We start from the raw sequence: 24,383 nt of genomic DNA on the forward strand, positions 1-24,383 counted from the left end.
CTGCCAGCGGCTCGGGTTGCCGGCTGACACGGCCGAGCCGCTGGCGCGGCGATGCTGCAGGCCTGAATCCACCATTCCAGGAGATCCACATGTCCATGAACAAGACCCTCGTCGCCCTCGCCGCCGCTGCCGCCGTGCTGGCTACCCCGTTCGCCCATGCCCAGGTCGGCAAGGCCGCGTCGGAAGCCGCCGATTCCGCCGAGCACAAGATCGACCAGAAGCGCGCCGAGAACGACGCCAAGCACAGCGGCCCCGTGGGCAAGGCCGTCAACAACGTGAAGGCCGACTACCACAAGAACCGCGCGCACCATTCCAAGGAAAAGGCCAAGGAGTCGCTGAAGAAGTCGACCGATTGAGGTGGCGGAGCGCCGCCCAGCTGCGCAGTCGCGATGTCGACCGCGCATGTGAAGAAGCCCGCATTGCGCGGGCTTTTTCGTGGGTGGCAGCGGGGGCCAGTGGTCCCCTCAGCAGGAATCGAACCTGCATCTAGCGCTTAGGAGGCACTCGTTCTATCCATTGAACTATGAGGAGACGCGAGCGCGGATTGTAAGGCCCGGCGGCAAGTGTCCCCGCAGTGCGCAGGCGCCTGCCCCAGCCGTTGCGCCGGGGTTTGTGGGCTGTTCGGATATACAGTATGCTCCGCGCATGCCGTTCGATTCCCTCCTTCTCGCCCTGGCCGGCGCCATGGCCGTGTGGCTGTCGCAGGCGCGCGGGGCGCCGTGGCGGCGGTGGGCCTGCGTGCTCGGGCTGGTGAGCGTGCCGTTCTGGTTCTGGGCGGGGTGGCGCGCGGGGCAGTGGGAGATGCTTGCCGTGTCGGCACTGCATGCGCTGGCCTGGCTGCGCGGCGTGTGGGTGTACTGGCTGGCGCCACGGCCGGAGCTGGATGCGCCCGCGGGGCTGGGCACCATCCAGCTCGCGCCCGGTCCGCGCCGCTGACGTCGCGCCGCTGAAGTTGGCTGCTCTCTTCCCGTTGCTGTCTTCGGGCTCGGCCCTCTGGTTCCCGTAGGGCGCGGTGTCCGCTGGGCCGATGGTTTTTCAATCGTACCCAGCCCTACAATAGCTCGACCATGTCCACTCCCCACGAGCTGACGCCCCCGCAACTGCTGGCCATCCTGCGCGGCCGCGGGCTGGGTGCTGGCATCGCTGCGCTGAACGCGGGCGTGAGGCACCGCTACACGGGCGTCTACCGCATGGCGGGCTCCTGCCTCTACAACGTCCAGTTGCACGACAAGCTCGGCCAGGCGCGGCCCGAGGCGCTGGCGGTGGTCGAGCTGGCCGACAGCTTCTGCCAGTTCGTGCTGCGCGACGGCGAACTGATGATGCAGAACACCCTGCACGAGGAGTTCCTCGGCAACCATCGATACCGCGGCGTGCTGCTGGCCTACCACGGCGTGCCGATCGGCGACAACGCGGGCGGGCTGTGGGGCACGCTGTGCCATTTCGACTTCGAGGAGCGCGGGCTGTCCGAGGGGCAGTACGAATTGCTCAAGGCGGCAGGCCACATGCTCTACCCGTTCGTGCGCCAGCTGCGCGGCAGCGAGGGCGCGGCAGCGCAGCAGGCGCTGCCAGTGCATGCACCTGCGACTGTGACTGCGCCTGTGCCAGCGCCATCCCCGCCGCCCCCGTCCGCCGTTTCCTGACCGTCCGGCCGGCGCCGGTACCGATACCGGACCCGGAGGCGGCGCACCGGGCGCCGCCCGGCCGGTCAGTCGTAGCGCAGCGTGTAGATGAGGTCCACCGCGCTCTGCGCGCCCGTCTGCCCGCGCAGCGTGAGCCGCTGGGTCAGGTCGTAGAAGATGTAGAGCGTGCCCAGGGCGCCCGAGAGGCTGCGCTCGTAGGTCACGTACAGGTCCTTCGACAGCCGTTTGCCGAACGTGAGCGCGGCGCCCGAGGCGTCCTCCCCGCTGGCGCCGGAGTTGGCCCCGCGGAAGCCGATCTCGTCGAGGCCCAGGCGGTTGGCGAAGTTGCCCGCGCTGTTGTTGCCGCCGCCGCCCAGGAGCGCGAGCGCGGCCTGCTGCAGCAGCGCGGCTTCGGCGCCGCCCGCGGCGGTGCTGCGGCCCAGCACCACCCAGGAGAGCTTTTCGGCATCGGGCAGGTCGGGGTCGGAGTAGAGCGCCACGCGCGGTGCCTTGGCGGTGCCGGTGACCTGCACGCCCGCGCGCACGCTGATGTTCGGCCGGATGGCCAGCACGTCGAGCGCGGGGTTGTCGTAGGGGCCGTTGAAGCGCGCGAGGCCGGTCTCGATGTTGAGCGCCTGGCCCCAGGCACGGTAGCGGCCCTCCACGGTGCGCACCTCGCCGGTGATGCGCGGCGGGCCCCCGGCCACGGCGGGGCCGCGGATGTCGAGCTCGCCGGACAGGCGCGTGGTGACGCCATGGCCCTGCAGCGCGAAATCGTCGCCCAGGTTGAAGGTGATCGCGATGTCGGGCGGCCGCGCGGCCTCCACGCGGCCGGCCTTGGCGCCCTCGCGCTGCGCGGCCTCGGCCTTGGCGCGGTCGGTGGCGGCGGAGCGCACCACCACGTCGCTGCCCAGGCTCGGCGCACCGGCCTCGGCCAGGATGATGGTGGCGCGGTCGGCGGTGAGCTTGCCGCGCAGCGACAGCTGGCCCTGGCGCAGCTGGGCGCGCACGTCGCCCGAGACGCTGACCTGGCGGTCGGCGCGCACCAGCACCTGCAGAGCGCGCGCCTGCGCGGTGAAGTCCATCGTGATGCCCGAGCCGCCGGACGCGGCCTCCTGGCCCATGCCGGCCCACGACAGGCTGCCGGTGCCGCTCAGGGTGCCGCCGTCCTTCGGGGCCGATGTGCGGTTGCCGCTGAAGCCTGCGATGCGGGCGCTGCTGCCCTGGCCGCCGCTCACGCGGAATTCGGTGATGTCGATCCGGTCGCCGCGCAGCGTGGCGCGCAGGCGGCCGTTCTGCAGATCGACGCCGTCCAGCAGCGAGCGCACGGCCAGCTGGTCCGCGGCGAGCGTGCCGCTCCAGCTGGGCGCGGCGCGCGTGCCGGCGAGCGTGACATCGGCATCGAGCGTGCCCTGCACGCGCCATCCCGGCGGCGCCAGCGTGGACCACACGCCGATGTTCGGCAAGCGGGCGCGCGCCGTGCCTGCGAGGGGTGCGTCGGCCGGCAATTGCCAGCCCCCGTCCACCCGCGCCAGGCGCGTGGAGACTTCGGCCTGCACCTGGCCGGCGCGTTCGCTGTCCCACTGCAGGCGGGCGCGCACGGTGTCGCCTTCGGCCTGCAGGCGCAGTTCGGCGGTGCGCACGCCCGCGGCGATGCCGGGGCCCTGCGGCGTTTCGGTGGCGTCGGCCTTGGCGGCGGTGGCCCGGCCCATGCCCATGTCGGTACCCGTGCCCGTGCCGGCGCTGGGGCCGCTGCTGCGCACCACGGTGGTGGCCGGCGCGCTGCCGGCGAGCAGGCGCAGGTCGCCCGACGTGCGGCGCACGCTGGCGGAGGCGCGCAGGGTGTCGCCCGCATCCACGTCCCAGTCGCCGTCGAAGACGAGATCGCCCTGCAGGCCCAGGCGGTCGAGCGCATCGCTGCCCTCGGCCAGCGCGCGGGCCCAGGCCATCGGCAGGCCCTGCAGCTGGCCGCGCGTGCGCAGCTGCACGGCGCCGGCCTCGGTGCGCGCGAAGCGGGCGGGCTCCCAGCGCAGGGTGGCTTCGCCGGGCGCGGGCGCGGAGATGCGCGCCTGGCCGGCCGATGTTTCCACCAGCAGGGTGGGCGCGGTGCGGGCGGTGATGGTGAGCGGTTGCGCGAACTGCACGGTCCAGGGGCCGGGGCGCTGGCCGTCGCGGGCCTGGGCGCGCAGTTCGTCGATCTGGGCGCGCCACTGGCCGGCGCCGGCCGCGCCGCCGGAGCCGCGCAGGCGCAAGTCCAGGCGGCGCTCGTCCATGCGCGCTTCGCCGTCGAGCGACAGCGTAGCGCGCGGCACGGAGCCCGCCACCTCGGCGCGCACGGCCGTGAGCCGCACGGTGGAGGGGCCCGCGCCCGTGCCCGGCCGCGGCGGCAGCGCGACTTCCCAGCGCGGTGCGGCAAGGCGGGCCTGCAGCTCGAACGGGCCGGCGGCCGTGGCGGGGGCGCCCTGGGGTTTGGCGATGAGACCGGCCGTCTGCAACTGCCCCAGCAGGGACTGCCAGCCGCCGTTCCAGCGCGCATCGAGGCGCGCCTCGCCCTGCAGCGCCGCGCCGCCCAGGGCGGTGCGCAGGCCGGGGAGGGATTCGATCCATTGCTGCATGCGCTGCGCATCGGCCACGCGCACGTCGAGCGTGCCGGTACCCGCGCGCGGCGCGATGCGGCCGTCGACCTGTGCCGTTGCGCCCGGCAGGGTGGCCTGGAACTGGCCCTGGGCGGACTGCGCCGCCGTGTCGATGCGCAACTGGCGTGCACTGGCCTGCACCTGGAGTGCATCGAGCTGCAGCTGCGCGAGGGTGATCAGGGACCCCTGCCAGGTGCCTTCGGTGGCGAGCCGGTCGATGCGCAGCGGAGCGCCAGCGGCCTGTGCGGCGCGGGCCCGTGGGCGGGCGCCGCGGGCAGCCGTGCTGCCGGTGGAACGGATGTCGGCGGAGAAGCGCACCAGAGGGGCAGGCGCGGGGGCGGCGTCCGGGCCGGCGGCATTGGCGGCATCGGTGGCGGCGTTGCCGGCCGGCGCGCGCGCGGCACCGTCGCTGCGCGCGCGGGCGCGGCCGGACAGCGGCGCGGCGTCCAGCGTGCTGAGCACCGCGTCGGGCCGCACGTTGCGCAGTTCCAGGTCGCCCTCCAGCGCTTGCGTGGCGGGCGTGAAGGCGCCTTCGAGTTCGAGGGTGCCGCCGCCGACGCGCACGGTGGCGGCGGGCACCGTCCAGCGTGCGCCGTCGAAGTCCGCGCGCGCATCGACGGATTCGACCGGCAGCCGGCGTTGGTCCCACGGGCCGGGCAGGGCGTTCTCCAGTTGCGCGGACAGCGCCCAGCCGGTGGCGGGCTGGGCGGGAGCGGATGTGCCCGCAGCGGGGGCGGATGCCGGAGCCGCAGGCGGCGTGGCGGGCTGCTGTTGCTGCTGCTGCGCCACCGCGGTTACCGGGGCGGGCGAGGCCTCGATGCGCCCGCTCAGGCGCGTCGCGGGGGCCTGGGGCCAGAGCGCGGAGACGTCCAGGCCCTGTACGTCGGCCCGGGCCTGCAGCAGCGGCTGTGGCGCCCAGGGCGCGATGCGGGCCTGCACCTGTGCCTGCATGGGCTTCGCGTCGGCGGGCGCAGCGCCGGGGGCGGCGGCACTGGCACGGGGTGCGGTGCGGCGCGCGGCGGCGGAGCGGGCGGGCGCGGAGGGCGGGGCCGATGCGGCGGCCGACGCAGCGGTCGAAGGTACCGAAGCTGCCGAAGCCGCTGAAGCCGCTGAACGCGGTGCCGCGACGCCCTCCACGGCAACCGCCTGCAGGCGGCCCGTCAGGTCCAGGCGCGCGGCGGCGGTGGCGAGGTTGCCGCGCACTTCGGCGCGGGCGGTGGCTTCCAGGTCCGCGCCGCCGCCCGGGGCCGGCGTGCGCACGACGCCGTCGGCGGTGAGTTCCAGCGCCATGGGCGCCAGCGCCTGCAGCGTGGCGCTGGCCGAGTAGCGGCCCTGGGCGAGTTCGAGGTTGTCGAGCGTGGCGCTGTGCTGTTCGCCGTCGAAGCGGTAGCGGCCGGCCACGTTGCGCACGGTGACGGGGCTGGGGCCCGCCCAGGTGATCTCGTCCACGCGCAGGGGGATGTCGATGCGCAGCGGCAGCACCAGCTGTTCCAGCGGCTGGATGGGCTGGTCCGGCCCGGGCTCCGCCGCGGGGTGCGGCGTGGCGATGACGCGGGCGGCATGCACCTCGCCCAGCGTGAGTTCGCGGTGCAGCAGCGGCGGCAGGCTCCAGCCGATGCGCGCGTCCTGCACTTCCACCGTGAGGGTCGGGCTGCTCCAGCGCAGCCAGCCGATCTGCCCGCCGGCCCGCACGGAGCCGGACACGTCGCGGGTTTCGAGGGACTGGCCGGCGGGCAGGTAGCGGGCCGCCTGCGTGAGCGCCGTGGCCAGGGAGTTGCCGGTGCCGCTCCACCACCAGGCCGCGGCGAGCACTGCGATCACCAGCGCGAGCAGTGCGGCCAGCGTCCAGAGCACGGCGCGCAGGGCACGCCGCCGGCGGGGGCGGGGCTTGGGGGCCGCGGCGGCGGCGTAGGGGTTCGGTGTCTGGTGCGTGGCCATCGGGTCGCGGAAAAATCGGTCGGGTGCCGGTCAGAAGCTGAAGCCCAGGCGCAGGTGCAGCCGCAGGGCCTTGGCCTGCACGCCGTAGGCGACGTCGGCCTGCAGGGGCCCCACGGGGCTGCGCCAGCGCAGGCCGGCGCCCACGCCCACGCGGGGATCGAAGTCGCCCCAGCGGTCGGCCACGGCGCCGGCATCCACGAAGACGGCGCTCTCGAAATCGGTGCGGTTGCCGCGCAGCTCGATCGGGCGCTGCCACTCCACGCTGCCCACGGCCAGGTAGCGGCCGCCGTAGAGCGTGTCGTTCTCGGTGCGTGCGCCGATCTTGCGGTAGCCGTAGCCGCGCACGGTGGTGTCGCCGCCCGTGAGGAACAGCTGCGTGACGGGGATGTCCGCGCCCTGGCGTGCGATCACCGCGCCGCCTTCCGCGCGCAGCGAGAGCCGGCTCGTGCGCACCACACCCTCACCCATGTCCACGCGGCCCATGGGCACGAACGACTGCCAGCGCACGCGCGTGCGCACGAACGGCTCGCGCTCGGGCCGCAGCGTGGTGCCCACGCCGAGTTCGGCCGCGATCCCATAGCCGCGCGTGGGGGAGGTGTCGTTGTTGAAGTAGCGGCCCGTCCAGCCGTAGTTGGCGGTGATGGCGTTGCTGGAAGGGGGGGCCGACGGGCCGCGGCTCTTGGAGTCGTCGTACTGCAGGAAGTAGCTGCGGTCGATGTGCCCCTCGCTCTTGGTGCGGCCGCCGCGCAGGCGCACGCTGTCGGTGTCGTAGCTGCCGGTCTCCTCGCGCTGCAGCTGCGCGCCGCCGAACCAGCGCCAGCCGTCTTCGTTGGGCAGATCCGTCCATTCGGTGGACAGCAGCCGGGTCTTCTGGTCGATGGTGACCTTGCTCACCGCGCGCCAGCCGATGCCGGGCAGGCGGTTGTGGATGTGGTCGAGGCTCAGGCGCGCGCCGGTGTCGGTGGAGATGCCCACGCCGAACACCACCTTCTGCAGCGGCGCCTCGCGCACCTGCGCCGTGACGGGCGCGGCCTGCGGATCGGTGCCGTCGGTGTCGAGCGTGAGGAATACCGCGTCGTAGTAGCCGCTGCTGGCGAGGCGGGCCTGGGCGTCGAGCAGCGCGGTCTCGGAATATTCGGAGCCCGTCGGCAGGCGCGCGATGCGGCGCGCGCCGTCGGGGTCGTAGCGGTGGGCGCCCTGCACGCGCAGCGCGCCGAAGCGGTAGGGCGGCCCGGGCGCGTAGGTGACGCCGAGCTTGGCCTCGCTGCGGTCGGCGTCGATCTCGGCGCGGCTCGTGTCGATGCGCGCGGTGGGATAGCGGAGCGTCTGCAGCTGGCGCAGGCCGGAGGCCTTGGCGCCGTCCCAGGCGTCCTGCGTGAAGGGCTCGCCGGGCGACAGCGACCAGGAGCGCTGGATGCGTTCCTTGCGGCGCGCGAACTCCGGGGAATCGGCCTCCGGGCCGGTGAAGGCGATGTCGGCGCTCGCGACGCGTGTCTGCGGGCCGGGCTCGACGTCCACGGTGATGGCGCGCGGCGCGGGCCCGCCGGGCGTCTCTTTCAGCGCGATGGTGAGCGTGGGGCTGAAATAGCCCATGGTGCCGAGCAGTTCGCGGGCATTGGCGTCGGCCGCGCCGAGCAGGCGCGAGAGTTCGCTCGCCTGCAGGCCAGGCAGCCTGCGGAAGCGCTGCAGCTCCATGTGCCGCGTGAGCAGGTCGCGCACGGCATCGGGGCCCTGCACTTCGAGCGTGAAGGCCTCGGCCCCTTCGCCGGCAACGCCGGCGTCGGATGCGAGGGTGGAGGTGTTGTCGTCGCTGTCCGCCTTGTCGCGGGCGCCGGGCAGCAGGCTGCAGCCCTGGAGCGCCACGAGACTCAGAAGCAGCAACGCCGGCCAACGGGCCGGCGCTGTGGTCAGGCTGGGCATGCGGCTTATTTTGACAGCAGCCGCATGGTCTCCTCGAGCCCTTTGAGGGACAGCGGGTACATCCGACCCCCCATCAACTGTAGGATGAGGTCGATACTTTGCCGGTACTGCCAAACGCCCTGGGGTTCGGGGTTGATCCAGGCGTGTTTCGGGAAGGCGTGGGTGAGCCGCTTCAGCCACTCCGCGCCGGGCTCCTCGTTGTGGTATTCGACGCTGCCGCCGGGCTGCACGATCTCGTAGGGGCTCATGGTCGCATCGCCCACGAAGATCAGCTTGTAGTCGCGGTTGTACTTGCGGATGATGTCCCAGGTGGGGAACTTCTCCGCGAAGCGGCGCCGGTTGTTCTTCCACATGTAGTCGTAGACGCAGTTGTGGAAGTAGTAGAACTCCAGGTGCTTGAACTCGCTCTTGACGGCGGAGAACAGCTCCTCGACCCGCTGGATGTGTTCGTCCATGGTGCCGCCCACGTCCATGAGCAGCAGCACCTTCACGTTGTTGTGGCGCTCGGGCACCATCTTGATGTCCAGCCAGCCGGCGTTGGCGGCGGTGCTGCGGATCGTGCCGTCCAGGTCCAGCTCGAGTTCGTTGCCTTCGCGCGCGAAGCGCCGCAGCCGGCGCAGGGCGACCTTGATGTTGCGGGTGCCCAGCTCCTGGGTGTCGTCGTAGTCGCGGTAGGCGCGCTGCTCCCACACCTTCACGGCGCTCTTGTTCTTGCCGGCCCCGCCGATGCGCACGCCCTGCGGGTTGTAGCCGCCGTGGCCGTAGGGGCTGGTGCCGCCGGTGCCGATCCACTTGCTGCCGCCCTCGTGGCGCTCCTTCTGCTCCTCCAGGCGCTTCTTCAGCGTCTCCATGAGCTCGTCCCAGCCCATCTTCTCGATGGCGGCCTTCTGCTCGGGCGTGAGCTCGCGCTCCAGGATCTGGCGCAGCCAGTCGGCGGGCACTTCCTTGCGGAAGTCGGTGACCATCTCCACGCCCTTGAAGTAGGCGCCGAAGGCACGGTCGAACTTGTCGAAGTGCTTCTCGTCCTTGACGAGCACGGTGCGCGCGAGGTGGTAGAAGTCGTCGAGGCTCCAGCCGTCCTCGGATTTCGGACCGACGACGCCCGCCTCCAGCGCCTCCAGCAGGGCGAGGTATTCCTTCACCGACACCGGCAGCTGGCCGGCGCGCAGCGCGTAGAAGAAGTCGATCAGCATGCCGGTGCGTCCTTCGTTGCTTTCGTGCGTGCGTGCGTGCCGCGTCAGGCCGCCGCGGCGCCCGCGCCCGTGCCCGCCGCCGTCGCCGGGTGGCGCTCCAGCAGGTAGCGCAGATGGGCCTTCGTCTCGGGCCATTCGCCGGCGCGCAGGCTGTACATCACCGTGTCGCGGATGGTGCCGTCGCGGCGCAGCGCGTGGCCGCGGAGCACGCCGTCCTTCTTCGCGCCCAGGCGCTCGATGGCGCGCTGCGAGGCGAAGTTGAAGTTGTCGGTGCGCCAGCCCACGACGTGGCAGCCCAGCGTGTCGAACGCATGGCCCATCATGAGCAGCTTGGCGGTGGTGTTCACGTGGGTGCGCTGCACGCGACGCGCGTACCACGTCCAGCCGATCTCCACGCGCTTCACGGCGGGCAGGATGTCGTGGTAGCTGGTGGTGCCCAGCACCTCGCCGCTGGCCGCGTCCACCACCGCGAAGGCGAAGCGGTGGCCCTGGGCGCGGCCCTCCAGCGCGGCTTCGATGTAGGCGCGGGTGTTCGCGGGCTCGGGCACGGAGGTGACGCGCAGCGTCCAGAGCTGGCCGTCGGCCGCCGCGGCGGCCAGACCCGCTTCGTGGGTGAGCGCGAGCGGCTCCAGGCGGATGCCGCGATCCTGCAGGATGACGGGTTCGACGAAGGCCATGGCGCCAGCCTCCGGTTCAGCGGTTGCGCTGGTTCATGAACACCAGCTTCTCGAACAGGCTCACGTCCTGTTCGTTCTTCAGCAGCGCGCCCACGAGCGGCGGGATGGAGACCTTGTCGTCCGCGCTCTGCAGGGCGGAGAGCGGGATGTCCTCCGCCACCAGCAGCTTGAGCCAGTCGATCAGCTCGCTGGTGGAAGGCTTCTTCTTGAGGCCGGGCAGGTTGCGCACGTCGTAGAAGGTCTTCATCGCCGCCGTGAGCAGTTCGCTCTTGAGCGTGGGGAAGTGCACGGCCACGATCTGGCGCATGGTGTCCGCATCGGGGAAGCGGATGTAGTGGAAGAAGCAGCGGCGCAGGAAGGCGTCGGGCAGCTCCTTCTCGTTGTTCGAGGTGATGAACACCAGCGGGCGGTGCTTCGCGCGGATCAGCTCGCGCGTCTCGTAGCAGTAGAACTCCATGCGGTCGAGCTCGCGCAGCAGGTCGTTCGGGAATTCGATGTCGGCCTTGTCGATCTCGTCGATCAGCAGTGCCACCGGCCGGTCGGCCGTGAAGGCCTGCCAGAGCACGCCCTGCACGATGTAGTTGCGGATGTCCTTGACGCGCTCGCTGCTGCCTTCGTCGCCGAGCTGGCTGTCGCGCAGCCGGCTCACCGCGTCGTACTCGTAGAGGCCCTGCTGCGCCTTGGTGGTGGACTTGACGTGCCACTGCAGCAGCGGCAGCCCGAGGGTGCGGGCCACCTCTTCGGCCAGCAGCGTCTTGCCGGTGCCCGGCTCGCCCTTGACCAGCAGGGGGCGCTGCAGGGTGATGGCCGCGTTGACGGCCAGCTTCAGATCCGGCGTGGCGACATAACTTTCGGAGCCTTGGAATTTCATGGGCGTTGCGCGTGGGCGGTGAGGGTAATCGTTGATAAATGGCCGGAACGGGCGCTGTCTATAATCATCTTGGCCCCCCGAGCACCGACAAACTCCATTGGATTGTGCGCGCAAAATGAACAAGAAGCTGTCCACGATATTCGCCGCCGCTGTCGCTTGCGTGACCTTCGGCGCCCACGCCCAGGAGGCCAAGGGAGACGCGAAGGCCGGGGCGGGCAAGATCGCCATGTGCATCGGCTGCCACGGCATTCCCGGCTACCAGGCGAGCTTTCCCGAGGTGTACAAGGTGCCGATGATCTCGGGCCAGAACGCGGGCTACATCGCCTCGGCCCTGCAGGCCTACAGGAAGGGCGACCGCCGGCATCCCACCATGCGCGGCATCGCCGATTCGCTCACCGACCAGGACATCGCCGACGTCTCCGCCTACTACGCGGGCCAGGTGCCCCAGGGCGGCGCACCCGCCAAGGCCTCGCGCGAGCCGAGCGCCCAGGTGGCGCAGCTGCTGCAGAAGGGCGCCTGCGTGTCTTGCCACGGCGAGAGCTTCTCCAAGCCGATCGATCCGTCGTACCCGAAGATCGCCGGCCAGCATCCCGACTACCTCTTCGCCGCGCTCAAGGCCTACAAGGCGGGCGGCGGCGCGAACGGCAACGCCCCCGTGGGGCGTTCCAACGCCATCATGGCGGGCATCGCCAAGCAGTTCTCCAACGCCGAGCTGAAGGCTCTGGCGGGCTATCTGGGTTCACTGGACGGTGAATTGCAGGTGGTGCCGCAATCCCGGTTCCGTTGAGTTTTCCGGGCCGCCGGGGATATTGCAGGGTATTTACGCATTCCCCTGGGTGAGAGAATCTGATCGATTAATTCGGGCGGGCGGGCGGCCGCGCATGCACCGCCCGCCGCCGCTTCACGGGAGGGCGTTGGACGCCTTCGAAACCGGGCAGCCGAAGAGATCGCCGACCCACTTCACCACCTTCTCGAGCTCGTAGCCCAGCGCCACCATGGCCTGCTGCACCTGGGCGGCCAGCGCGCCGAGGCTCTGGAGCGCGGAGGCCAGCACCTGTCCCAACTGCTGGAACTGCTCCTGCAGGATCTTGCCGATCAGCTCCAGCCCGTTGACGAAGTTGCGCCATTGCGCCTTGGCCCAGCGCAGGAAGTCCTGCAGGCCCGACAGCACCGCCTGCATGAGCGCGGAGGCTTCGCGCTGTACCGCGATGAGCAGTTGGCCGGCCACGTCCTTGAGCCGGGTGATCACGCTGGCCACGTCCACGTTCAGCAGGGTGTAGGGGCTGTCCTGGCTCCCCAGATGCAGTTCGAGGCCCAGCAGGCTGAAATCGAAGTATCCCGTCACCACCAGCGATTGCAGCGATGCGGAAAAGCCCAGGCCCGCAGCGATGCTGAAATCGGGCAGGCGCACCTGGGGCACCAGCGTGACGCCCCAGAGGGTGATGCCGCTCCACTGGAGGTCTTTCCAGCCGAAGTTGAAACCGAAGGCGGCGGCCAGCTGGGTCTTGTCCGGATCGAGCAGGAAGGTGATGCTGTGGCCGCTCCAGACGCCGCATCCGCCCGCGGGTTGGCCGTTCTGCACGGCGTAGTCCAGCTGGAAGCGGTTGTCGGTGGTGGCGAGGGCGTACAGGTGGTCTTCCACCAGATCGAGGAACCGCAGGTAGAGCGAGGAGTAGAAGCGCACCGGGTCGCCGCCGTTCACCCCCGGCACGACGATGCCCTCGGGCGTGGCCGCGATCGCGATCTGCGGCCCCTGCGCGCTGGGCTGGCGTGTGTCGGGGTCCCAGCCCGAGATCCGGAAGACGGAGCCCCAGACGATGGCCTGCTGCACGAGGATGAGGCCGGTGAAGCCGGCCTTGGCGCTGGCAGACTGGGCGAGCGTGGCCGTGATGCGCACGTCCGGCTGGCCCAGCAGGGCGAAGTCCGCCTGCAGTCCGAAACCGGCGGGGAAGGGGCCGTGGTCGCCGATCTTCTGCAGCGAGGAGCCCTCCACGAACCAGAACACGAACTGGCGCAGGCGGACGATCTCGTCCAGGAACCGCACCACCTCGGCGATCTCGGGCTCGCCCTGCCGTTCGAGTGCCGCAGGCGAGATGTCGAGCGCGAAGGCGGCGTTGAAGACGCTCGACAGCTGCATCGGCGCCTGGTCGGCCTGCGTCCAGAGCGCGATGCCGCTGGGCACTTCGAAATCGACCACTTCCACTTCGAAGCCGACGTCGAACTCGTACTGCGGCGCATCGGGGTTCTGCAGCTTGAGCGCGCCGCCGGCACTGATCGTCACCCCAGCGGCCGCGGCGCCCAGGGTCGCGGCGCCCTGCAGTTCGGAGATGGTGACGGTGCGCAGTCCGAAGGGCTGTTTCCAGTTCGTCAGCGCGAACGTGAGGGCGAAGGTGCCCTCCGAGGGCGTGACGCTGCCCGTGAGCGCCAGGTCGATCGCGGTGGAGGCGTCCGGATGGAAGGACCCCGCCGCCGTGGCGCTGATGCGGCTGTTGCCCTGGCCCGGGTCGTCCCATTCGAGGGTGAATCCGCCGAAGGCGAAGACGCCGTTGTCCATCGCGCTGAAACGGTTGGCGAGCACGGCCTTGAGCGACTTGTCTCCGCTGCCCCTGGCATAGGTGGCGAAGAGGTCCAGTTCGGAGACGTCGCCCATGAAGGTCGCGACGGCCTGGAGCGCGCCGGTCAGCTGCAGCGAGCCGAAGAGCGCGAATCCGGGGGCGATGTCGAAGTCCGCGGCGACGGCGGGCACGTCCTGCGGGCTGAGCAGCCCGAGCGACGACAGGCTGCCGGACGACCCGGGCAGGGTGGAGACCACCACGCCGCTGTGCCGGAGCTGGAGCGAGGACAGCGGTTGCCAGAGCGATCCCGGGGACCACTGTTCCACCACCGCGCCGACCATCACGCCCGCGCCCTCGGCGGCGCGCTGCACGCTGATCGCGGCATTCAGGAAGGGCTGGCCCGCATACACCAGTCCGCCCTGCCCGGTGAAGGCGATGGCCGGGCCGGGCGCGTAGCGCAGCGCGAGCGTGCCGCGCGCGAAGGCGGTCTGGTTGGCCGGGTTCCAGTCCAGGAGCGCGGGCCAGACCGTGTTCAGCGGCCACTGCAGCGTGTCGCCCATGGTGGCGTCCAGCGCCATTTCCACGCCTGCATCGGTGCGGGTGAACGCGAGCACCACCTGCGCATCGGCGTACTGGGTGCTGGTGAGCGTGAGCGTGGCACCGTCCGCCGTGGCCTGCAGGTCCAGGTCGGCGCCATCGATGCGGGCCTGCACCTCGAGCTGCCGGGTGGAGGGGTTGACCGCCAGGGAGGCGGCCGGACCGAGCTGCAGCGTGATGCCCTGCAGGTAATACCCCAGCGCGGTCTGGATGGGGCCGGGAAACTGGTCGTGCGCCAGTTGCAGCACCTTGGTGGTGCTGGTGGACTGCAGTGCGCCCTGCAGGGTGGCATAGATGCTGTCGGCCATGGTGTCACTGCCCCAGGTTGTCGAGTGCCGCGCGCGCGAACTTCGTCGCCGCATCGCTGATCTGCTGCAGGTTGCCGGCGATGTAGTCGTTGAGCGCCGACACGATGGCCTGGATCAGCTGTGCCTGCCCCAGGAAGGCGTTGATGAAGGCCGTGTACTGCGCTTCCGCGGGCGAGAGCGTGAGGGTCACGGCGACGTCCCCGTCGCCCGCGGCCAGCGCGATGCGGCTGTATGTGAGCTGCAGCTCCTGCGGCGTGTCGCCCGAGGCCGAGAGCGTCGTCTGGATGCCGAGCTGGCCGCTCTGGTTGCGCAGGCCGAGGGCCAGCGTGCCCGACAGCGGAATCGGTGCGTTCTGCCCGACCTGCACGTTCAGCGTGAACGGCGTGCTGGCCGTGGCGGGCGGGGAGGGGACGGTGCGTGGCGTTCCCTTGACGCTCACGGTCGGGCCCGGGTCGAGCTTGCCGAGCAGCAGCGTGGCACTGGCCTGCTGGTTGTTGCCGAAGACGATGTTGTCCGGCGGGGCGACCAGGTTCGAGAGTCCCTGGATGGCGAGGCTCTGCAGCACGATGGCGGACAGCGAGAGGCTGACGCCCATGAGCTGCGTGGTGAAGGGGCCGTCGATGCGCAGGTCCACGGCGGTGTAGGGCTCCAGCACCGGCGACGCGGAGCCCAGCACCAGGGTGGGCAGGTACACATAGCTGCCGCGGTCGTTGAGCGCGCCGCGGGCACGGTTGAACAGGTACTTGTCCACCGCGTTGGCGTCGGTGTCCACCGTGCTGCTGGCCACCTGCGTGCTGCCGAAGATGTCGTCGAAGGCGCTCTTGAACTGCTGGTTCAGCAGGCCCTGCACCTGGCCGATGTTGCCCTTGTCCATCAGGGCGCCGTTGACCTGGGCCGTCAGCATCTGCGCGGCCTGCGGGGTGGACAGGATCTGCACGAAGAACCGGCTCCAGATCGCGTAGAAGCGGTTCATGATGTCCGGCGGTGTCGGGAAGGGCATCGGGACCATGCTCTGGTACTGCAGGTTCTTCAGGGTGAAATCGGGCTGGTCGCCCTGTTCCGCCACGAGCCGGATGCTGCCCAGATCGACCTGCAGCGCCTTGCCGTCGCCGGTCACGGTGACCTGCGTGTCCGAGACGATCTTGCCATTGGCCAGCGTGAGCAGCGCGATGCCGGAGGCGCTGCAGTCGAAGCCGTCGGGGTGTCCGGGCGAAGGCGCGAGCCCCAGCGTCGGCGGCGGCGCGACGATGTTTCCCTGGGGATCCACGAAACACAGGCACTGCGTGAGCGTGAAATTCAGGCCGTCGAACGGCGTCGGAGGCTGGGTGCCCGGGTCCAACCCCTGCTCGGGTCCGGTGAGGGCGAGCGGCTGGCTCCAGGCATCGCCGGAGGCCGGGTAGGCGTTGAGGTCCAGCGTGATCTGCGCGGCATAGCCGGCGTTGCTGGTGCTGACCGTGGGCGGCTGGCCGCTGACCTTGATGTTCGCCAGGCCGTCGATCTCGATGCGGCTCACGCTCAGATCCGGTCCGCGGCCCGGCAGGGCCACCACGTTCAGCCGCCGGGAGCGGATGTAGGCGTTGGCGGCGTTGGCGTCGTCGATCATCTTCTGCGTGATCTGCGGGCCCGGCGCCGAGGTGCCGATGAACTTGAGCAGCGGCGGGAGCATCCCGAACCAGGAGCTGGCGAGGTTGTTCGACATGTCCACCGCGCCGCCGATGTCATGCATGTCCCAATCGGTTCCGCGGACCGGCAGGTAGGGCGTTCCGTCCGACTGCTTCATGCCCGAGAGCGCGACCGGCAGGAAAAGGCTGTTGCCCGGCGAATGGTCGTTCGCCTTCTGCATCAGGGTGTTGTAGACGAAATGGAATAGCTGCAGGCCCATGGTGTTGGCTCCCTCTGGTGTGTGGAACGCGTCGTCCGCCGCCGGGGCGTCAGTACGCGCGGTTGACGACGTGCATGGTGATGTCGTGCAGCGCACGCAGGTGCGGCCCCGGCGGCAGGTGTTCGAGGAACTGCACGGCCTGCAGCGCGGTATTGCGGGCCTGTGCATAGGCCAGAGCGAAGGCATCGGAGCGCCGGATCTCGTCGACCCAGGCGTTGATGCGCTCCTCGTCGGCCGACTCCTGCCCGCGCAAGTAGCGCACCATGGGATGGTCATCGCCGAACAGCTTCATCGCATGGATGATGGGCAGCGTGATGCGCCGCTGGTGCAGGTCGATGCCCTTGCGCTTCCCGGCCTCTTCGTCCGAATGGGACAGATCGAAGATGTCGTCCATCATCTGGAAGGCCCGGCCCATGGCACGGCCGAAGCTGCCGAGGCGGCGCAGGTCGGAGGTGTGGGCGCGCATGAGCGCGGCCCCCGATTCGCAGGCCAGCCCGAACAGCACGGCGGTCTTGCGGTCCACGGTGGTCAGGTACCGCGCCATCAGCGGATCGGGATGCCAGGAGGGCTGGGTGGTCATCTCGTCGATCTCGCCGCGGCAGATGTCGAACGCCGAGTCGAGCACCCACTTCACGAGCTGCATGTCCGTCATGTCCTCGATCGTGTCCACGAAGCAGCGCACGGCCTGCAGGAACTGCATGTCGCCGATCAGGATGGCCATCTCGGTGCCGCGCGCCGCGTTCACGCTGCTGTGGCTGCGCCGCAGGCTGGCGTGGTCCACGATGTCGTCGTGGATCAGGCTGGCCACGTGCAGCATCTCCAGCGAGGCGGAGGCGCGCAGGACCTTGTGCGGCAGTTCGCCCTGGGGCTGGAACAGGCGCGCCGTGATCAGCAGCATCAGCGGGCGCAGCTTCTTGCCGCCCTGGTAGAGCGCCATCTCCACGTCCGTGAGGTAGCCCTGCTGCGGCTTCAGCGCTTCGTGCAGTTCGCGCTCGAAACCCTGCATGTCCCCCGCCATCAGGTCCTGCAGGATGGCCTGGACCGGGTCGGCCCGGGTGGCGGCGATCTTCACGGCTGCGCGTCCAGCAGGGCCTGCGCGAGCGGGCCCACGAGAGCGCGCTCCAGGGCGTCGGCGACGCGGTCGTGCAGCAGGCTCTTGATGAAGCGCGCCTCGGCGAGGGCGTCGCGCGCCGCGCCTGCCAGTTCCTGTCCCAGGGCCGCGTCCCAGCCGCGGTCGTCGAAGTGCAGGTCGAAGCCGTCCAGTTCCACCCGTCCGTCGATCCATGCCACGGCGCCGTCGCGCTCGCCGAACTGCAGATAGACGTCGCAGGCCAGCTTCGCCTGCAGGCCGGCCGTCGCCAGGGCCACGGGGCGCAGTGCCGCCAGGCGGGCGGCGTGTTCCGCGATGTCCGCCTGCATCTTGCGGACGAAGGCGCGTTCGTCCTCGTCCAGCACCATGGTCCAGGCATTGCCCTCGCCATCGCGGCCGCCGATGGGGCTGCCGTTCAGGAAGCTGTGAACGTCGGCCACGGTGTGGGGCGTGGCGGGTGTGCCGTTCTGCACGATGCCGTAGACGTCGGACTTGGTCTGCGGTTCGATGTTCTCGATCTTGCCGTCCACGGGGTTGGTGTTGGCGACGACCGAGCTGCCGAAGGTCAGCGTGGCCGCGGCGGCCTGGTTGTACGGATTGGTGTCGTCGGTCTTGTTCTGCGGGTTGCCGAACTCGGCCAGCGCCGTCAGCGCGGTGAGCAGCGCCAGCTTCTGCGTCTGCGCATTGCCGTTGTAGGTGGTGTTGCCGTAGAGCTTTCCGGCCTGGTTGACGGGGGTGCCGTCCTGGTTGAGCGCGGTGTTCGTGTCCGCGGCCATGTCGGAGATCGCCTGCGTTCCCCAGCCGACCTGGAAGGCGTAGGTGAGGTCGTCGGTGAAGACGTCGTTGAAGGCCGCGCGGTGATTGGAGTAGGTGCTCAGCAGGGTGGCGCCGTTACCCCCGGGCACGTTCTGCAGGTTCGCGCGCTGCTCGTTCGCGGTCTGGATCCAGGCCGGGTGCGCATTGGCATCGGCGCTGCCGCCGCGGCGGCGGGCGCCGGTGGGCAGCCCGGTGCCTGCGCCGTCGAGATCCGCCTCCCAGATCTGCGTGCCCTGCAGGGCATAGCGGCCTTCGAGTGCGATGCCCTGCAGCCGCACCGCCACCACGCAGCGGTCCTGCGCATCGGTGCCGAACTCGGCCGCGACCGGCGTGCCGCCGTCGAAGGACAGCCGCATGTCCGACAGTTCGATGCCCAGCGAGCCGCGCTCGAAGCCGGCCTGCGCGGGCATGTCGAGCGATCGTGCGAGGGGCAGCGGAGGAATGTTGCTGACGTCGGTGTGCAGGGGCCGGGCGGTGCCCAGGGCCGTGCCGCCCCGGGTCGTCCAGCCGGCCAGGAAATCTTGGATTGCAGCGCTCATGGATTTTCTCCTCGTTCGGTGGGCAGGTGCCGTGGGTCAGGCGATGTCGACGCTGGCCGTGACGAGCACGTGGTCCGCGTCCACGGTGGAAATGTTCAGGCCCGATGGGACGAGCTTGATCTGGACGCCTTCGAGCTGCAGCGGGATGTCCGGCACGGTGAAGGACGCGTTCTCGTTGAGCTCCTTCTGCGCGGCGCTCTGGATCGTGGACTGCAGGAAGGGCGTGACGATCCCGATGACGCTGGTCGCCACGTGCTGCAGCACGCCGGCATTGAATTTCTCCCACCCGCTGCCGTTCGGCGCGTAGGTGATCTTGAAGGCCGGCAGTGGCTGCAGCTGCAGCTGGATCTGCTTGGAGCCGGAGACGACGGGCTTCACGGTGACCGTCAGGGCTTTGGGATCGGTGCCGAAGTCGGCTTTGGCGAAATCAACCATGGGGGTCTCCTGTCAGGGCAGCAAGTTCGATGCGGCTTCGAGCGCGCAGGCGGCGGGCACCAGCCACCAGGAGACGCCGACCTCGGCGGTGGCGGCGAAGGTGGCGGTGATGTTCACGTTCGGCAGGGTGGAGGCGAGCGCCACCGAAGGGTTGGTGATGCCGCCCTTCAGCGAGTAGCTGCCGCTCCAGTTGCTGTTGCTTTCGTTGATCTTCTTGTCGCTCATCTGCTGGATGAGCGCGCTGCTGTACTTCTGCAGCAGCGCCGACAGCAGGCGCCTGCCGATCAGCACGCCCAGGGGGTTCTGGGGCCACTGCACGCCGCCGATGTCGGGCGTGCCGTTCGCGACGAGATTGCAGGCCAGCACCAGGTGGCTGCCGGTGACGGTGACGACCGGAGGCGTGAAGTCCTGGCCCTCGACGGAAATGCTGGCAGGGATCTGGTAGCCCTGGAGCAGGCCCTGGACTTTCTGGAAGACGATGCCGCAGATCACCTGCAGCATGAAGTCCGACATCGCGGTCGGATTGATCGGGAGCACCGCCACGCTGCCGAGCTGGACGTGGCGGTCTGCCGTGATCGTGACCTGGGCGAAGACGGTGAAGGCGAAGCTCACCTTGGACACCGTTCCGTCCTGTAGGTGGAAGCCGGCCGTCACCGAGGCCAGTTGCACCTGGAACATCTGGTCCGTGGGCTGCGGCGGCTTGGTGCCTCCACTGGGAACGAACGTGTGCTTGTCGTCCCACTGGTTGGGGGTGGGCGGCGCCAGCACGAACTGCGGGGCGGCGTCGATGCTCCAGTCCACCGAGACGAGGCCCATCTGGCCGATGTTCTCGTTGCCCTGGAAGAATTTCTGCCGTGCCAGCGTGTTCGCGTACAGCTGGGTCATCCCTTTGTTCAGGGTGCCGGCGTCCAGCACCAGCGCTGCGTCGTAGCTACTCATGGTCCAACTCTCCTTTGCATGGGGTATGGGCAGGGCGCGGGGCGTGCGTCCAGTAGGTCTCCATCCACTCGCCGCCGTGCCGGTAGCGCAGGGGAAACGCGTCGAAATCGAGGGTGGCGCGGCCGCATTGCGGATCGGCGACCGAGATGGTGCGGCGCGCGCGGCAGTACCCGTCCACGAGCACGTAGTGCTGCGATCCCGCGTGCCAGCGGATGGCCGCGGCCACGGGACGGCCTTCGTCGATTTCGCGCATCAGGCGCCGGAAGGGCGGGCGCCCGCTGCTCCAGCCGGCGAGGCAGTTCACGTAGCGCAGCGTCCGCTCCATGGCCGCCTGCTGGTCGTAGCGCTCCAGTTCCAGCAGGTCGGGCGGGGGCAGGCCCTGGGCGGGGGACGCCGCATCGGCCGCGAGAATGCGCCAGGCCAGCTTCTCCTGCTGCCAGGAGGTGTCGCCGTAGTGGGCCGCGATGGCGCAGGTCACGGCGGCCCAGCACCAGTTGGCGCGCAGCTGCGGCTCCAGCACCAGGTCCAGGTCGCGCGATCCGGCGCCTTCGGCAGGCCAGGGCCCCGGAGGCATGGGGCCGACGCGGCGCGTGGTGCGCGCCAGCGGCTCGATCCGCAGCTTCATGCAAGCGGCATGCATTGGGGCAGCAGCTTGTTCAGCTGTTCGCTCACGATGTCGTTGATCTGGGAGGAGATCAGGGCGCGGATGGCGCCCTTGGCCGCGTCGAGGATCAGGTTCTCCACCGGCTGGAGCAGATAGTTGAGGGGGCCCAGGTCGTTGATCCAGATCGCGGCGTTGCCGTAGTTGAAGTCGGCATCCATGGACGAGACCGCATCCAGGCACAGCTTGCCGCCGGCCGTGCTGGCATGGAACTGCGCGTTCCCGGCGATGGTCGCCCCGTCGATGCGCAGGTTGCCGGAGATGCTTGGATCGACGAACAGGATGCTCACGCTGCCGCGGGCCTGCGCGGCGAGCGAACTGCCCAGCGCGGCATGGAAGCTGAGGGTGCCCGACAGATTGCTGCCCGAGCCGCTGACGTTGCCCACCACCATGTCCTGCAGCCGCAGCGAGGCCAGGCCGGTCAGGTTTTCCACCGCGTACGAGGCGGTGCCGACGCCGATGCTGGCGGAGCCCGATGCGACGTTGCGGTAGGGGTCGTAGCCCGCGCCCGAGATCGCGCCCGGGATTTCGCCGTTGAGCTGTGTGACGAGGCCCTGCAGGACTTCGTTGAGGATCTGGGTGATCGGATCGTTGCTCATGGGGATGCCTCTGGATGGAAAGGTGGTCGGACGTGCGGGGCTGCGGGCGTGCCGGTGCCTGCTGCAGGCATCGGCAGGAAGGGGCCGGAGCAGGCTGGGCAGCCCGGCGGCGGTTTTCGATGCGGGTGGGGCGCGCAGCGGCGTGCCGGTCAGGCGGGCCGGCTCGCGGGCTGCCGCCTCGTCCGTGCGCCGGGCGGCGGGGATGCGGCGGGGCAGGGGGTACCGGAAGAGCCCGGTGCGGGGAGACAGGTGGCAGGTGTCGGCACGGAGGTCTCGCTTGTCTGGTGGTGGACAGGCAGGCGCGGCCCGTCCGGTTGTGTTCTCACGCAGCGGGCCTGGCCCGCCTCCCTCCCTCGTCTGTGGTCGCGAGGTGTGGCCATTCTCCCGGCGCGGCGGGGCCGCGGTTTGAAGGGCGCCTTAATCGTTCTGAATCCACCTGAATCCAGAGCGTGCTTACCGCCGGTGGCCGCGGTGCCGGGATCAGGAGGCCGGTGGAGCGAGGCGCAGCTGTTCCAGCGGCGCCGGCCGCCCGAAGTGGTAGCCCTGCGCATGGCCGCAGCCCATGGCGCGCAGGCGCTCGGCCTCCTCGGCGGTCTCCACGCCTTCGGCCACCACCGTCACCGCGAAGCCCTTGGCCATGTTCAGCACGGCGGTCACGATGGCCTCGTCCTGGGGAGAGTGCAGCAGGTTGCGCACGAAGCGCTGGTCCACCTTGAGGCAGTCGAACGGCAGCCGCCCCAGGTAGGCGAGCGACGAATAGCCCGTGCCGAAATCGTCGATGGCGATCTTTACGCCGAGCGCGCGGATCGCGGCGAGGCGCGCGCCGGTCACGCCGTCGTCCTCCAGCAGCACCGATTCGGTGAGTTCCAGCGTCAGCTGGCGCGGCGGCAGGCCGCTCTCTTCGAGGATCTGCCGCAGGGTGTCCTGGAAGTCGGACTGGATGAGCTGGCGCGCGGAGACGTTGACGTGGATGTCGAAGTCCGCGGGCAGCTCGGGCAACCGCTGCGCGATCGCGTGCGTGGCCGCGCGTAACACCCATTCGCCGATGCCGAGGATCAGGTCGGACGCTTCGGCCACCGGGATGAACACGCCCGGCGGCACCATGCCGCGCGCGGGGCTGTTCCAGCGCAGCAGGGCCTCGGCGCCGGTGACGCGGCCCGAGGCGAGCTCCACCACGGGCTGGTAGTACACCAGGAACTGGTCGCGCTCGAGCGCCTGCCGCAGCTCGGTGGCCAGGCGCGCGCGCTCCATCGAGCGTTCCATCATCTCGTCGGCGAACGGCACGCACTGGCTGCGGCCCAGGCGCTTGGCCTCGCCCAGCGCGATGCTCGCGTTGCGCAGCCATTCGGTCAGCTGCCCGCCCGGCAGCGTGCCCGCCACGACCCCGACCGATGCGGTCAGCAGCACTTCGTCGTCGCCCACCGAGAACGGCGCTCCGAAGGTGTTCAGCATGGCGCGGCCCGCGGCATCGGGGGCCAGCACGTCGGCATCCAGCCGCAGCAGCGCGAATTCGTCGCCGCCCAGGCGCGCGATGAGCGCCGAGCCCGGCTGGGTGGCCTGCAGGCGTTCCGCGATCGCCCGCAGCAGCCGGTCGCCGGTGTCCAGGCCCATGCTGTCGTTCACCGCGCGGAAGGCGTCGAGGCCGGCCAGCACGAGCACGGCCCGCCGCGGTTGCGGCCCGTCGGCCTTCTCCAGCAGGCCGCGCCGCGTGAGCAGGCCCGTGAGGGGGTCGAACAGCAGCTGCCCGCGCAATTGGTGGAACGAATGCCGCAGCCGGCCGGCCATGTCGTTGAAGGCCTGTACCAGCGCCGCGGTTTCGCGCAGCGGGCTGGTCGCGCGCAGTTCGGTGTCCCAGTCGCCGCCCGACATGCGCTGCGCCGCCCGGGAGGTGAGCAGGATGGGGGCGGCGATCCGCTGCACGGCCCAGAGGCCCAGCAGCAGTCCGAACGCCGCGATGGCGGCCGTGGCGACCAGGGCGCGCCGCGCGGCCGCGCGGGTATCGCCCAGCAGGTCGGATTCGGGCAGGGCGACCACGATGCGCCATCGGACCCCGGGCACCCCGGTGAAGGGCGTCACGCGCGCGAAATAGCGCTCGCCCGCCAGCCGGTAGGAATACGCGGCGGCCTCTCCGGCGAGCGTTCCGGACGGCAGCCCTTCCGCCGCCGCGCGGACTTCGGCGCTGGGGCTCTGCGTGGCGAGCCGCCGCGCGTACTGGCCGCTTCCGGGCGCGGGGGGCAGGGTGACGCTGCCCGGGTCGGACTGGGCGATCAGGCGGCCCTCGGCATCCAGCACGAAGATCTGGCCATGGCCGCGCAGCGGCTCCTCGCGCAGGAACCGGTGCAGCGTGTCCAGGCGCACTTCGGCCTGCACCGCGCCCACGATGTCCCCCGAGGACACCACCGGCGAGGAGGCCGCGATGATCACGTCCGCGCGTTCGCCCGCGGTGGTGTAGACCTCCGACCATTGCGGCTGCCCCGAGGCCACCACGGGGGCGTACCAGGGCCGTACGCGGGGATCGTATCCGGCGACCGAGGCGATGATGCGGTCGCTGTCCATGCCGATGCCGTGCACCTGGAGACGCCCCTGCGTGCTGCCGTCCTGCAGCACCAGGCGCAGGTGGCCGTCCGCTTCGCGCCGGATGCCGGTGTAGTCGCCGTCGCGGCTGCCGAAGCCCAGCATGCTGATCTGCAGCTGGTCGGCGTAGAGTGCATCGAGCACGGCGCGCAGGTATTCGTGGACGGGGCGCAGGTCGCCGGAGCGGTAGAGGCCGTGGCGGCCGATCGCGTCGGCGGCGCTGCGCTGGATGCTGAAGGGCGTGGCGAGGAAGTTCACGAGCCGCTCGCCGGCCGTGTGCGTCACGGCGTCCAGCAGGCGGACGCTTTCCTGGTCGATGAGCGCGTCGATCTGGCGGTGCTGCGTGACCGCCTGCAGGGCGACGGTGCCCACGAACAGGGCGGCGAACGGCACGGCGATGGCCGTGCGCAGCGACAGCTGGAACCGCCGCACGTCAGCACCGTCCCTCGGGACCACGGTTCCGGCGTGCCAGAGGTCGTCGGTTCATGGAGGTGCTGCCGTGGTCGCTGTGAAGAGATGCTATTTTTATTATAG

18 protein-coding genes and 1 tRNA gene are annotated in these 24,383 nt (G+C 70.5%); 4 read left to right on the forward strand and 15 right to left on the reverse strand.

Features of this window, described 5'->3' with window-relative positions; translation table 11 throughout:
* Nucleotides 1–95: 95 nt before the first annotated feature.
* A complete protein-coding gene (locus tag Q9R47_RS11460; RefSeq protein WP_404977134.1) occupies nt 96–356 on the forward strand; it encodes a hypothetical protein in 261 nt (86 codons plus the stop codon).
* A gap of 100 nt (nt 357–456) precedes the next feature.
* Here Q9R47_RS11460 and Q9R47_RS11465 read toward each other — a convergent pair.
* Nucleotides 457–531: transfer RNA gene (locus tag Q9R47_RS11465), tRNA-Arg, on the reverse strand.
* A 114-nt stretch (nt 532–645) separates the two neighbouring features.
* On the opposite strand from Q9R47_RS11465, the gene Q9R47_RS11470 reads away from it, so the two are divergent.
* Together Q9R47_RS11470 and Q9R47_RS11475 are read left to right on the forward strand one after the other, a co-directional pair.
* Nucleotides 646–936, forward strand: a complete 291-nt coding sequence (locus Q9R47_RS11470; protein WP_311233324.1) for a hypothetical protein — start codon at nt 646–648, stop codon at nt 934–936.
* 131 nt (nt 937–1,067) lie between these two features.
* Complete coding sequence (locus Q9R47_RS11475; protein ID WP_311233325.1) at nt 1,068–1,640, forward strand: guanylate cyclase; 573 nt, start codon at nt 1,068–1,070, stop codon at nt 1,638–1,640.
* Nucleotides 1,641–1,705: 65 nt separating this feature from the next.
* Here Q9R47_RS11475 and Q9R47_RS11480 read toward each other — a convergent pair whose 3' ends face one another.
* From Q9R47_RS11480 to Q9R47_RS11500, 5 genes are read right to left on the reverse strand one after another with little or no spacing between them, the layout of a single operon-like run.
* Nucleotides 1,706–6,193, reverse strand: coding sequence for a translocation/assembly module TamB domain-containing protein (locus Q9R47_RS11480; RefSeq protein ID WP_311233326.1), 4,488 nt, complete (start codon nt 6,191–6,193; stop codon nt 1,706–1,708).
* Nucleotides 6,194–6,223: 30 nt separating this feature from the next.
* Nucleotides 6,224–8,113 carry a BamA/TamA family outer membrane protein gene (locus tag Q9R47_RS11485; protein WP_311233327.1) on the reverse strand — a complete coding sequence of 630 codons (1,890 nt, stop codon included), beginning with the start codon at nt 8,111–8,113 and terminating at the stop codon, nt 6,224–6,226.
* 5 nt (nt 8,114–8,118) lie between these two features.
* The gene (locus tag Q9R47_RS11490) at nt 8,119–9,306 is read right to left on the reverse strand and encodes a VWA domain-containing protein (RefSeq protein WP_311233328.1); all 1,188 of its coding nucleotides are present in this window, start codon (nt 9,304–9,306) and stop codon (nt 8,119–8,121) included.
* 44 nt (nt 9,307–9,350) lie between these two features.
* Nucleotides 9,351–9,983, reverse strand: coding sequence for a GNAT family protein (locus tag Q9R47_RS11495; RefSeq protein WP_311233329.1), 633 nt, complete (start codon nt 9,981–9,983; stop codon nt 9,351–9,353).
* A 16-nt stretch (nt 9,984–9,999) separates the two neighbouring features.
* Nucleotides 10,000–10,854, reverse strand: coding sequence for a MoxR family ATPase (locus Q9R47_RS11500; protein ID WP_311233330.1), 855 nt, complete (start codon nt 10,852–10,854; stop codon nt 10,000–10,002).
* A gap of 115 nt (nt 10,855–10,969) precedes the next feature.
* Between Q9R47_RS11500 and Q9R47_RS11505 the strand changes: the two genes are divergently transcribed.
* Nucleotides 10,970–11,641, forward strand: coding sequence for a c-type cytochrome (locus tag Q9R47_RS11505; RefSeq protein ID WP_311233331.1), 672 nt, complete (start codon nt 10,970–10,972; stop codon nt 11,639–11,641).
* Between the two features lie 114 nt (nt 11,642–11,755).
* Here Q9R47_RS11505 and Q9R47_RS11510 read toward each other — a convergent pair whose 3' ends face one another.
* The 9 genes from Q9R47_RS11510 to Q9R47_RS11550 all read right to left on the reverse strand — a co-directional run bounded on the left by Q9R47_RS11510 (nt 11,756) and on the right by Q9R47_RS11550 (nt 24,281).
* On the reverse strand, nt 11,756–14,314 hold the full coding sequence (locus Q9R47_RS11510; RefSeq protein WP_311233332.1) for a hypothetical protein: 2,559 nt from the start codon (nt 14,312–14,314) through the stop codon (nt 11,756–11,758).
* A gap of 4 nt (nt 14,315–14,318) precedes the next feature.
* Entirely contained in the window at nt 14,319–16,196 is a 1,878-nt protein-coding gene (locus Q9R47_RS11515; RefSeq protein ID WP_311233333.1) for a hypothetical protein, read from the reverse strand.
* A gap of 49 nt (nt 16,197–16,245) precedes the next feature.
* Entirely contained in the window at nt 16,246–17,268 is a 1,023-nt protein-coding gene (locus tag Q9R47_RS11520) for a polyprenyl synthetase family protein (protein WP_311233334.1), read from the reverse strand.
* Nucleotides 17,265–18,641 (reverse strand): hypothetical protein, encoded by a 1,377-nt coding sequence (locus Q9R47_RS11525; protein ID WP_311233335.1) that lies wholly within the window; start codon nt 18,639–18,641, stop codon nt 17,265–17,267. Before Q9R47_RS11525 ends, Q9R47_RS11520 begins: the two co-directional genes overlap by 4 nt.
* Nucleotides 18,642–18,677: 36 nt before the next feature.
* Complete coding sequence (locus Q9R47_RS11530) at nt 18,678–19,076, reverse strand: hypothetical protein (protein ID WP_311233336.1); 399 nt, start codon at nt 19,074–19,076, stop codon at nt 18,678–18,680.
* A gap of 12 nt (nt 19,077–19,088) precedes the next feature.
* Nucleotides 19,089–20,015 (reverse strand): hypothetical protein, encoded by a 927-nt coding sequence (locus tag Q9R47_RS11535; protein WP_311233337.1) that lies wholly within the window; start codon nt 20,013–20,015, stop codon nt 19,089–19,091.
* Nucleotides 20,008–20,655 carry a C39 family peptidase gene (locus tag Q9R47_RS11540; protein ID WP_311233338.1) on the reverse strand — a complete coding sequence of 216 codons (648 nt, stop codon included), beginning with the start codon at nt 20,653–20,655 and terminating at the stop codon, nt 20,008–20,010. The genes Q9R47_RS11535 and Q9R47_RS11540 overlap by 8 nt, the downstream gene beginning before the upstream one ends.
* A complete protein-coding gene (locus Q9R47_RS11545; RefSeq protein WP_311233339.1) occupies nt 20,637–21,275 on the reverse strand; it encodes a hypothetical protein in 639 nt (212 codons plus the stop codon). The genes Q9R47_RS11540 and Q9R47_RS11545 overlap by 19 nt, the downstream gene beginning before the upstream one ends.
* Nucleotides 21,276–21,755: 480 nt before the next feature.
* A complete protein-coding gene (locus Q9R47_RS11550; RefSeq protein WP_311233340.1) occupies nt 21,756–24,281 on the reverse strand; it encodes an EAL domain-containing protein in 2,526 nt (841 codons plus the stop codon).
* Nucleotides 24,282–24,383 lie beyond the last annotated feature (102 nt).

It is taken from the genome of Acidovorax sp. PRC11, from assembly GCF_031844105.1.
Classification (GTDB): Bacteria; Pseudomonadota; Gammaproteobacteria; order Burkholderiales; family Burkholderiaceae_C; genus Paracidovorax.

What these genes read in the sequence shown, in the direction of transcription:
- Q9R47_RS11505 (WP_311233331.1), top strand. Translation starts at nt 10,970, where the DNA reads ATGAACAAGAAGCTGTCCACGATATTCGCCGCCGCTGTCGCTTGCGTG.
- Q9R47_RS11540 (WP_311233338.1), bottom strand. Translation starts at nt 20,655, where the DNA reads ATGCATGCCGCTTGCATGAAGCTGCGGATCGAGCCGCTGGCGCGCACC.
- Q9R47_RS11530 (WP_311233336.1), bottom strand. Translation starts at nt 19,076, where the DNA reads ATGGTTGATTTCGCCAAAGCCGACTTCGGCACCGATCCCAAAGCCCTG.
- Q9R47_RS11535 (WP_311233337.1), bottom strand. Translation starts at nt 20,015, where the DNA reads ATGAGTAGCTACGACGCAGCGCTGGTGCTGGACGCCGGCACCCTGAAC.
- Q9R47_RS11460 (WP_404977134.1), top strand. Translation starts at nt 96, where the DNA reads ATGAACAAGACCCTCGTCGCCCTCGCCGCCGCTGCCGCCGTGCTGGCT.
- Q9R47_RS11490 (WP_311233328.1), bottom strand. Translation starts at nt 9,306, where the DNA reads ATGCTGATCGACTTCTTCTACGCGCTGCGCGCCGGCCAGCTGCCGGTG.
- Q9R47_RS11510 (WP_311233332.1), bottom strand. Translation starts at nt 14,314, where the DNA reads ATGGCCGACAGCATCTATGCCACCCTGCAGGGCGCACTGCAGTCCACC.
- Q9R47_RS11470 (WP_311233324.1), top strand. Translation starts at nt 646, where the DNA reads ATGCCGTTCGATTCCCTCCTTCTCGCCCTGGCCGGCGCCATGGCCGTG.
- Q9R47_RS11480 (WP_311233326.1), bottom strand. Translation starts at nt 6,193, where the DNA reads ATGGCCACGCACCAGACACCGAACCCCTACGCCGCCGCCGCGGCCCCC.
- Q9R47_RS11475 (WP_311233325.1), top strand. Translation starts at nt 1,068, where the DNA reads ATGTCCACTCCCCACGAGCTGACGCCCCCGCAACTGCTGGCCATCCTG.
- Q9R47_RS11485 (WP_311233327.1), bottom strand. Translation starts at nt 8,113, where the DNA reads ATGCCCAGCCTGACCACAGCGCCGGCCCGTTGGCCGGCGTTGCTGCTT.
- Q9R47_RS11515 (WP_311233333.1), bottom strand. Translation starts at nt 16,196, where the DNA reads ATGGGCCTGCAGCTATTCCATTTCGTCTACAACACCCTGATGCAGAAG.
- Q9R47_RS11495 (WP_311233329.1), bottom strand. Translation starts at nt 9,983, where the DNA reads ATGGCCTTCGTCGAACCCGTCATCCTGCAGGATCGCGGCATCCGCCTG.
- Q9R47_RS11500 (WP_311233330.1), bottom strand. Translation starts at nt 10,854, where the DNA reads ATGAAATTCCAAGGCTCCGAAAGTTATGTCGCCACGCCGGATCTGAAG.
- Q9R47_RS11525 (WP_311233335.1), bottom strand. Translation starts at nt 18,641, where the DNA reads ATGAGCGCTGCAATCCAAGATTTCCTGGCCGGCTGGACGACCCGGGGC.
- Q9R47_RS11545 (WP_311233339.1), bottom strand. Translation starts at nt 21,275, where the DNA reads ATGAGCAACGATCCGATCACCCAGATCCTCAACGAAGTCCTGCAGGGC.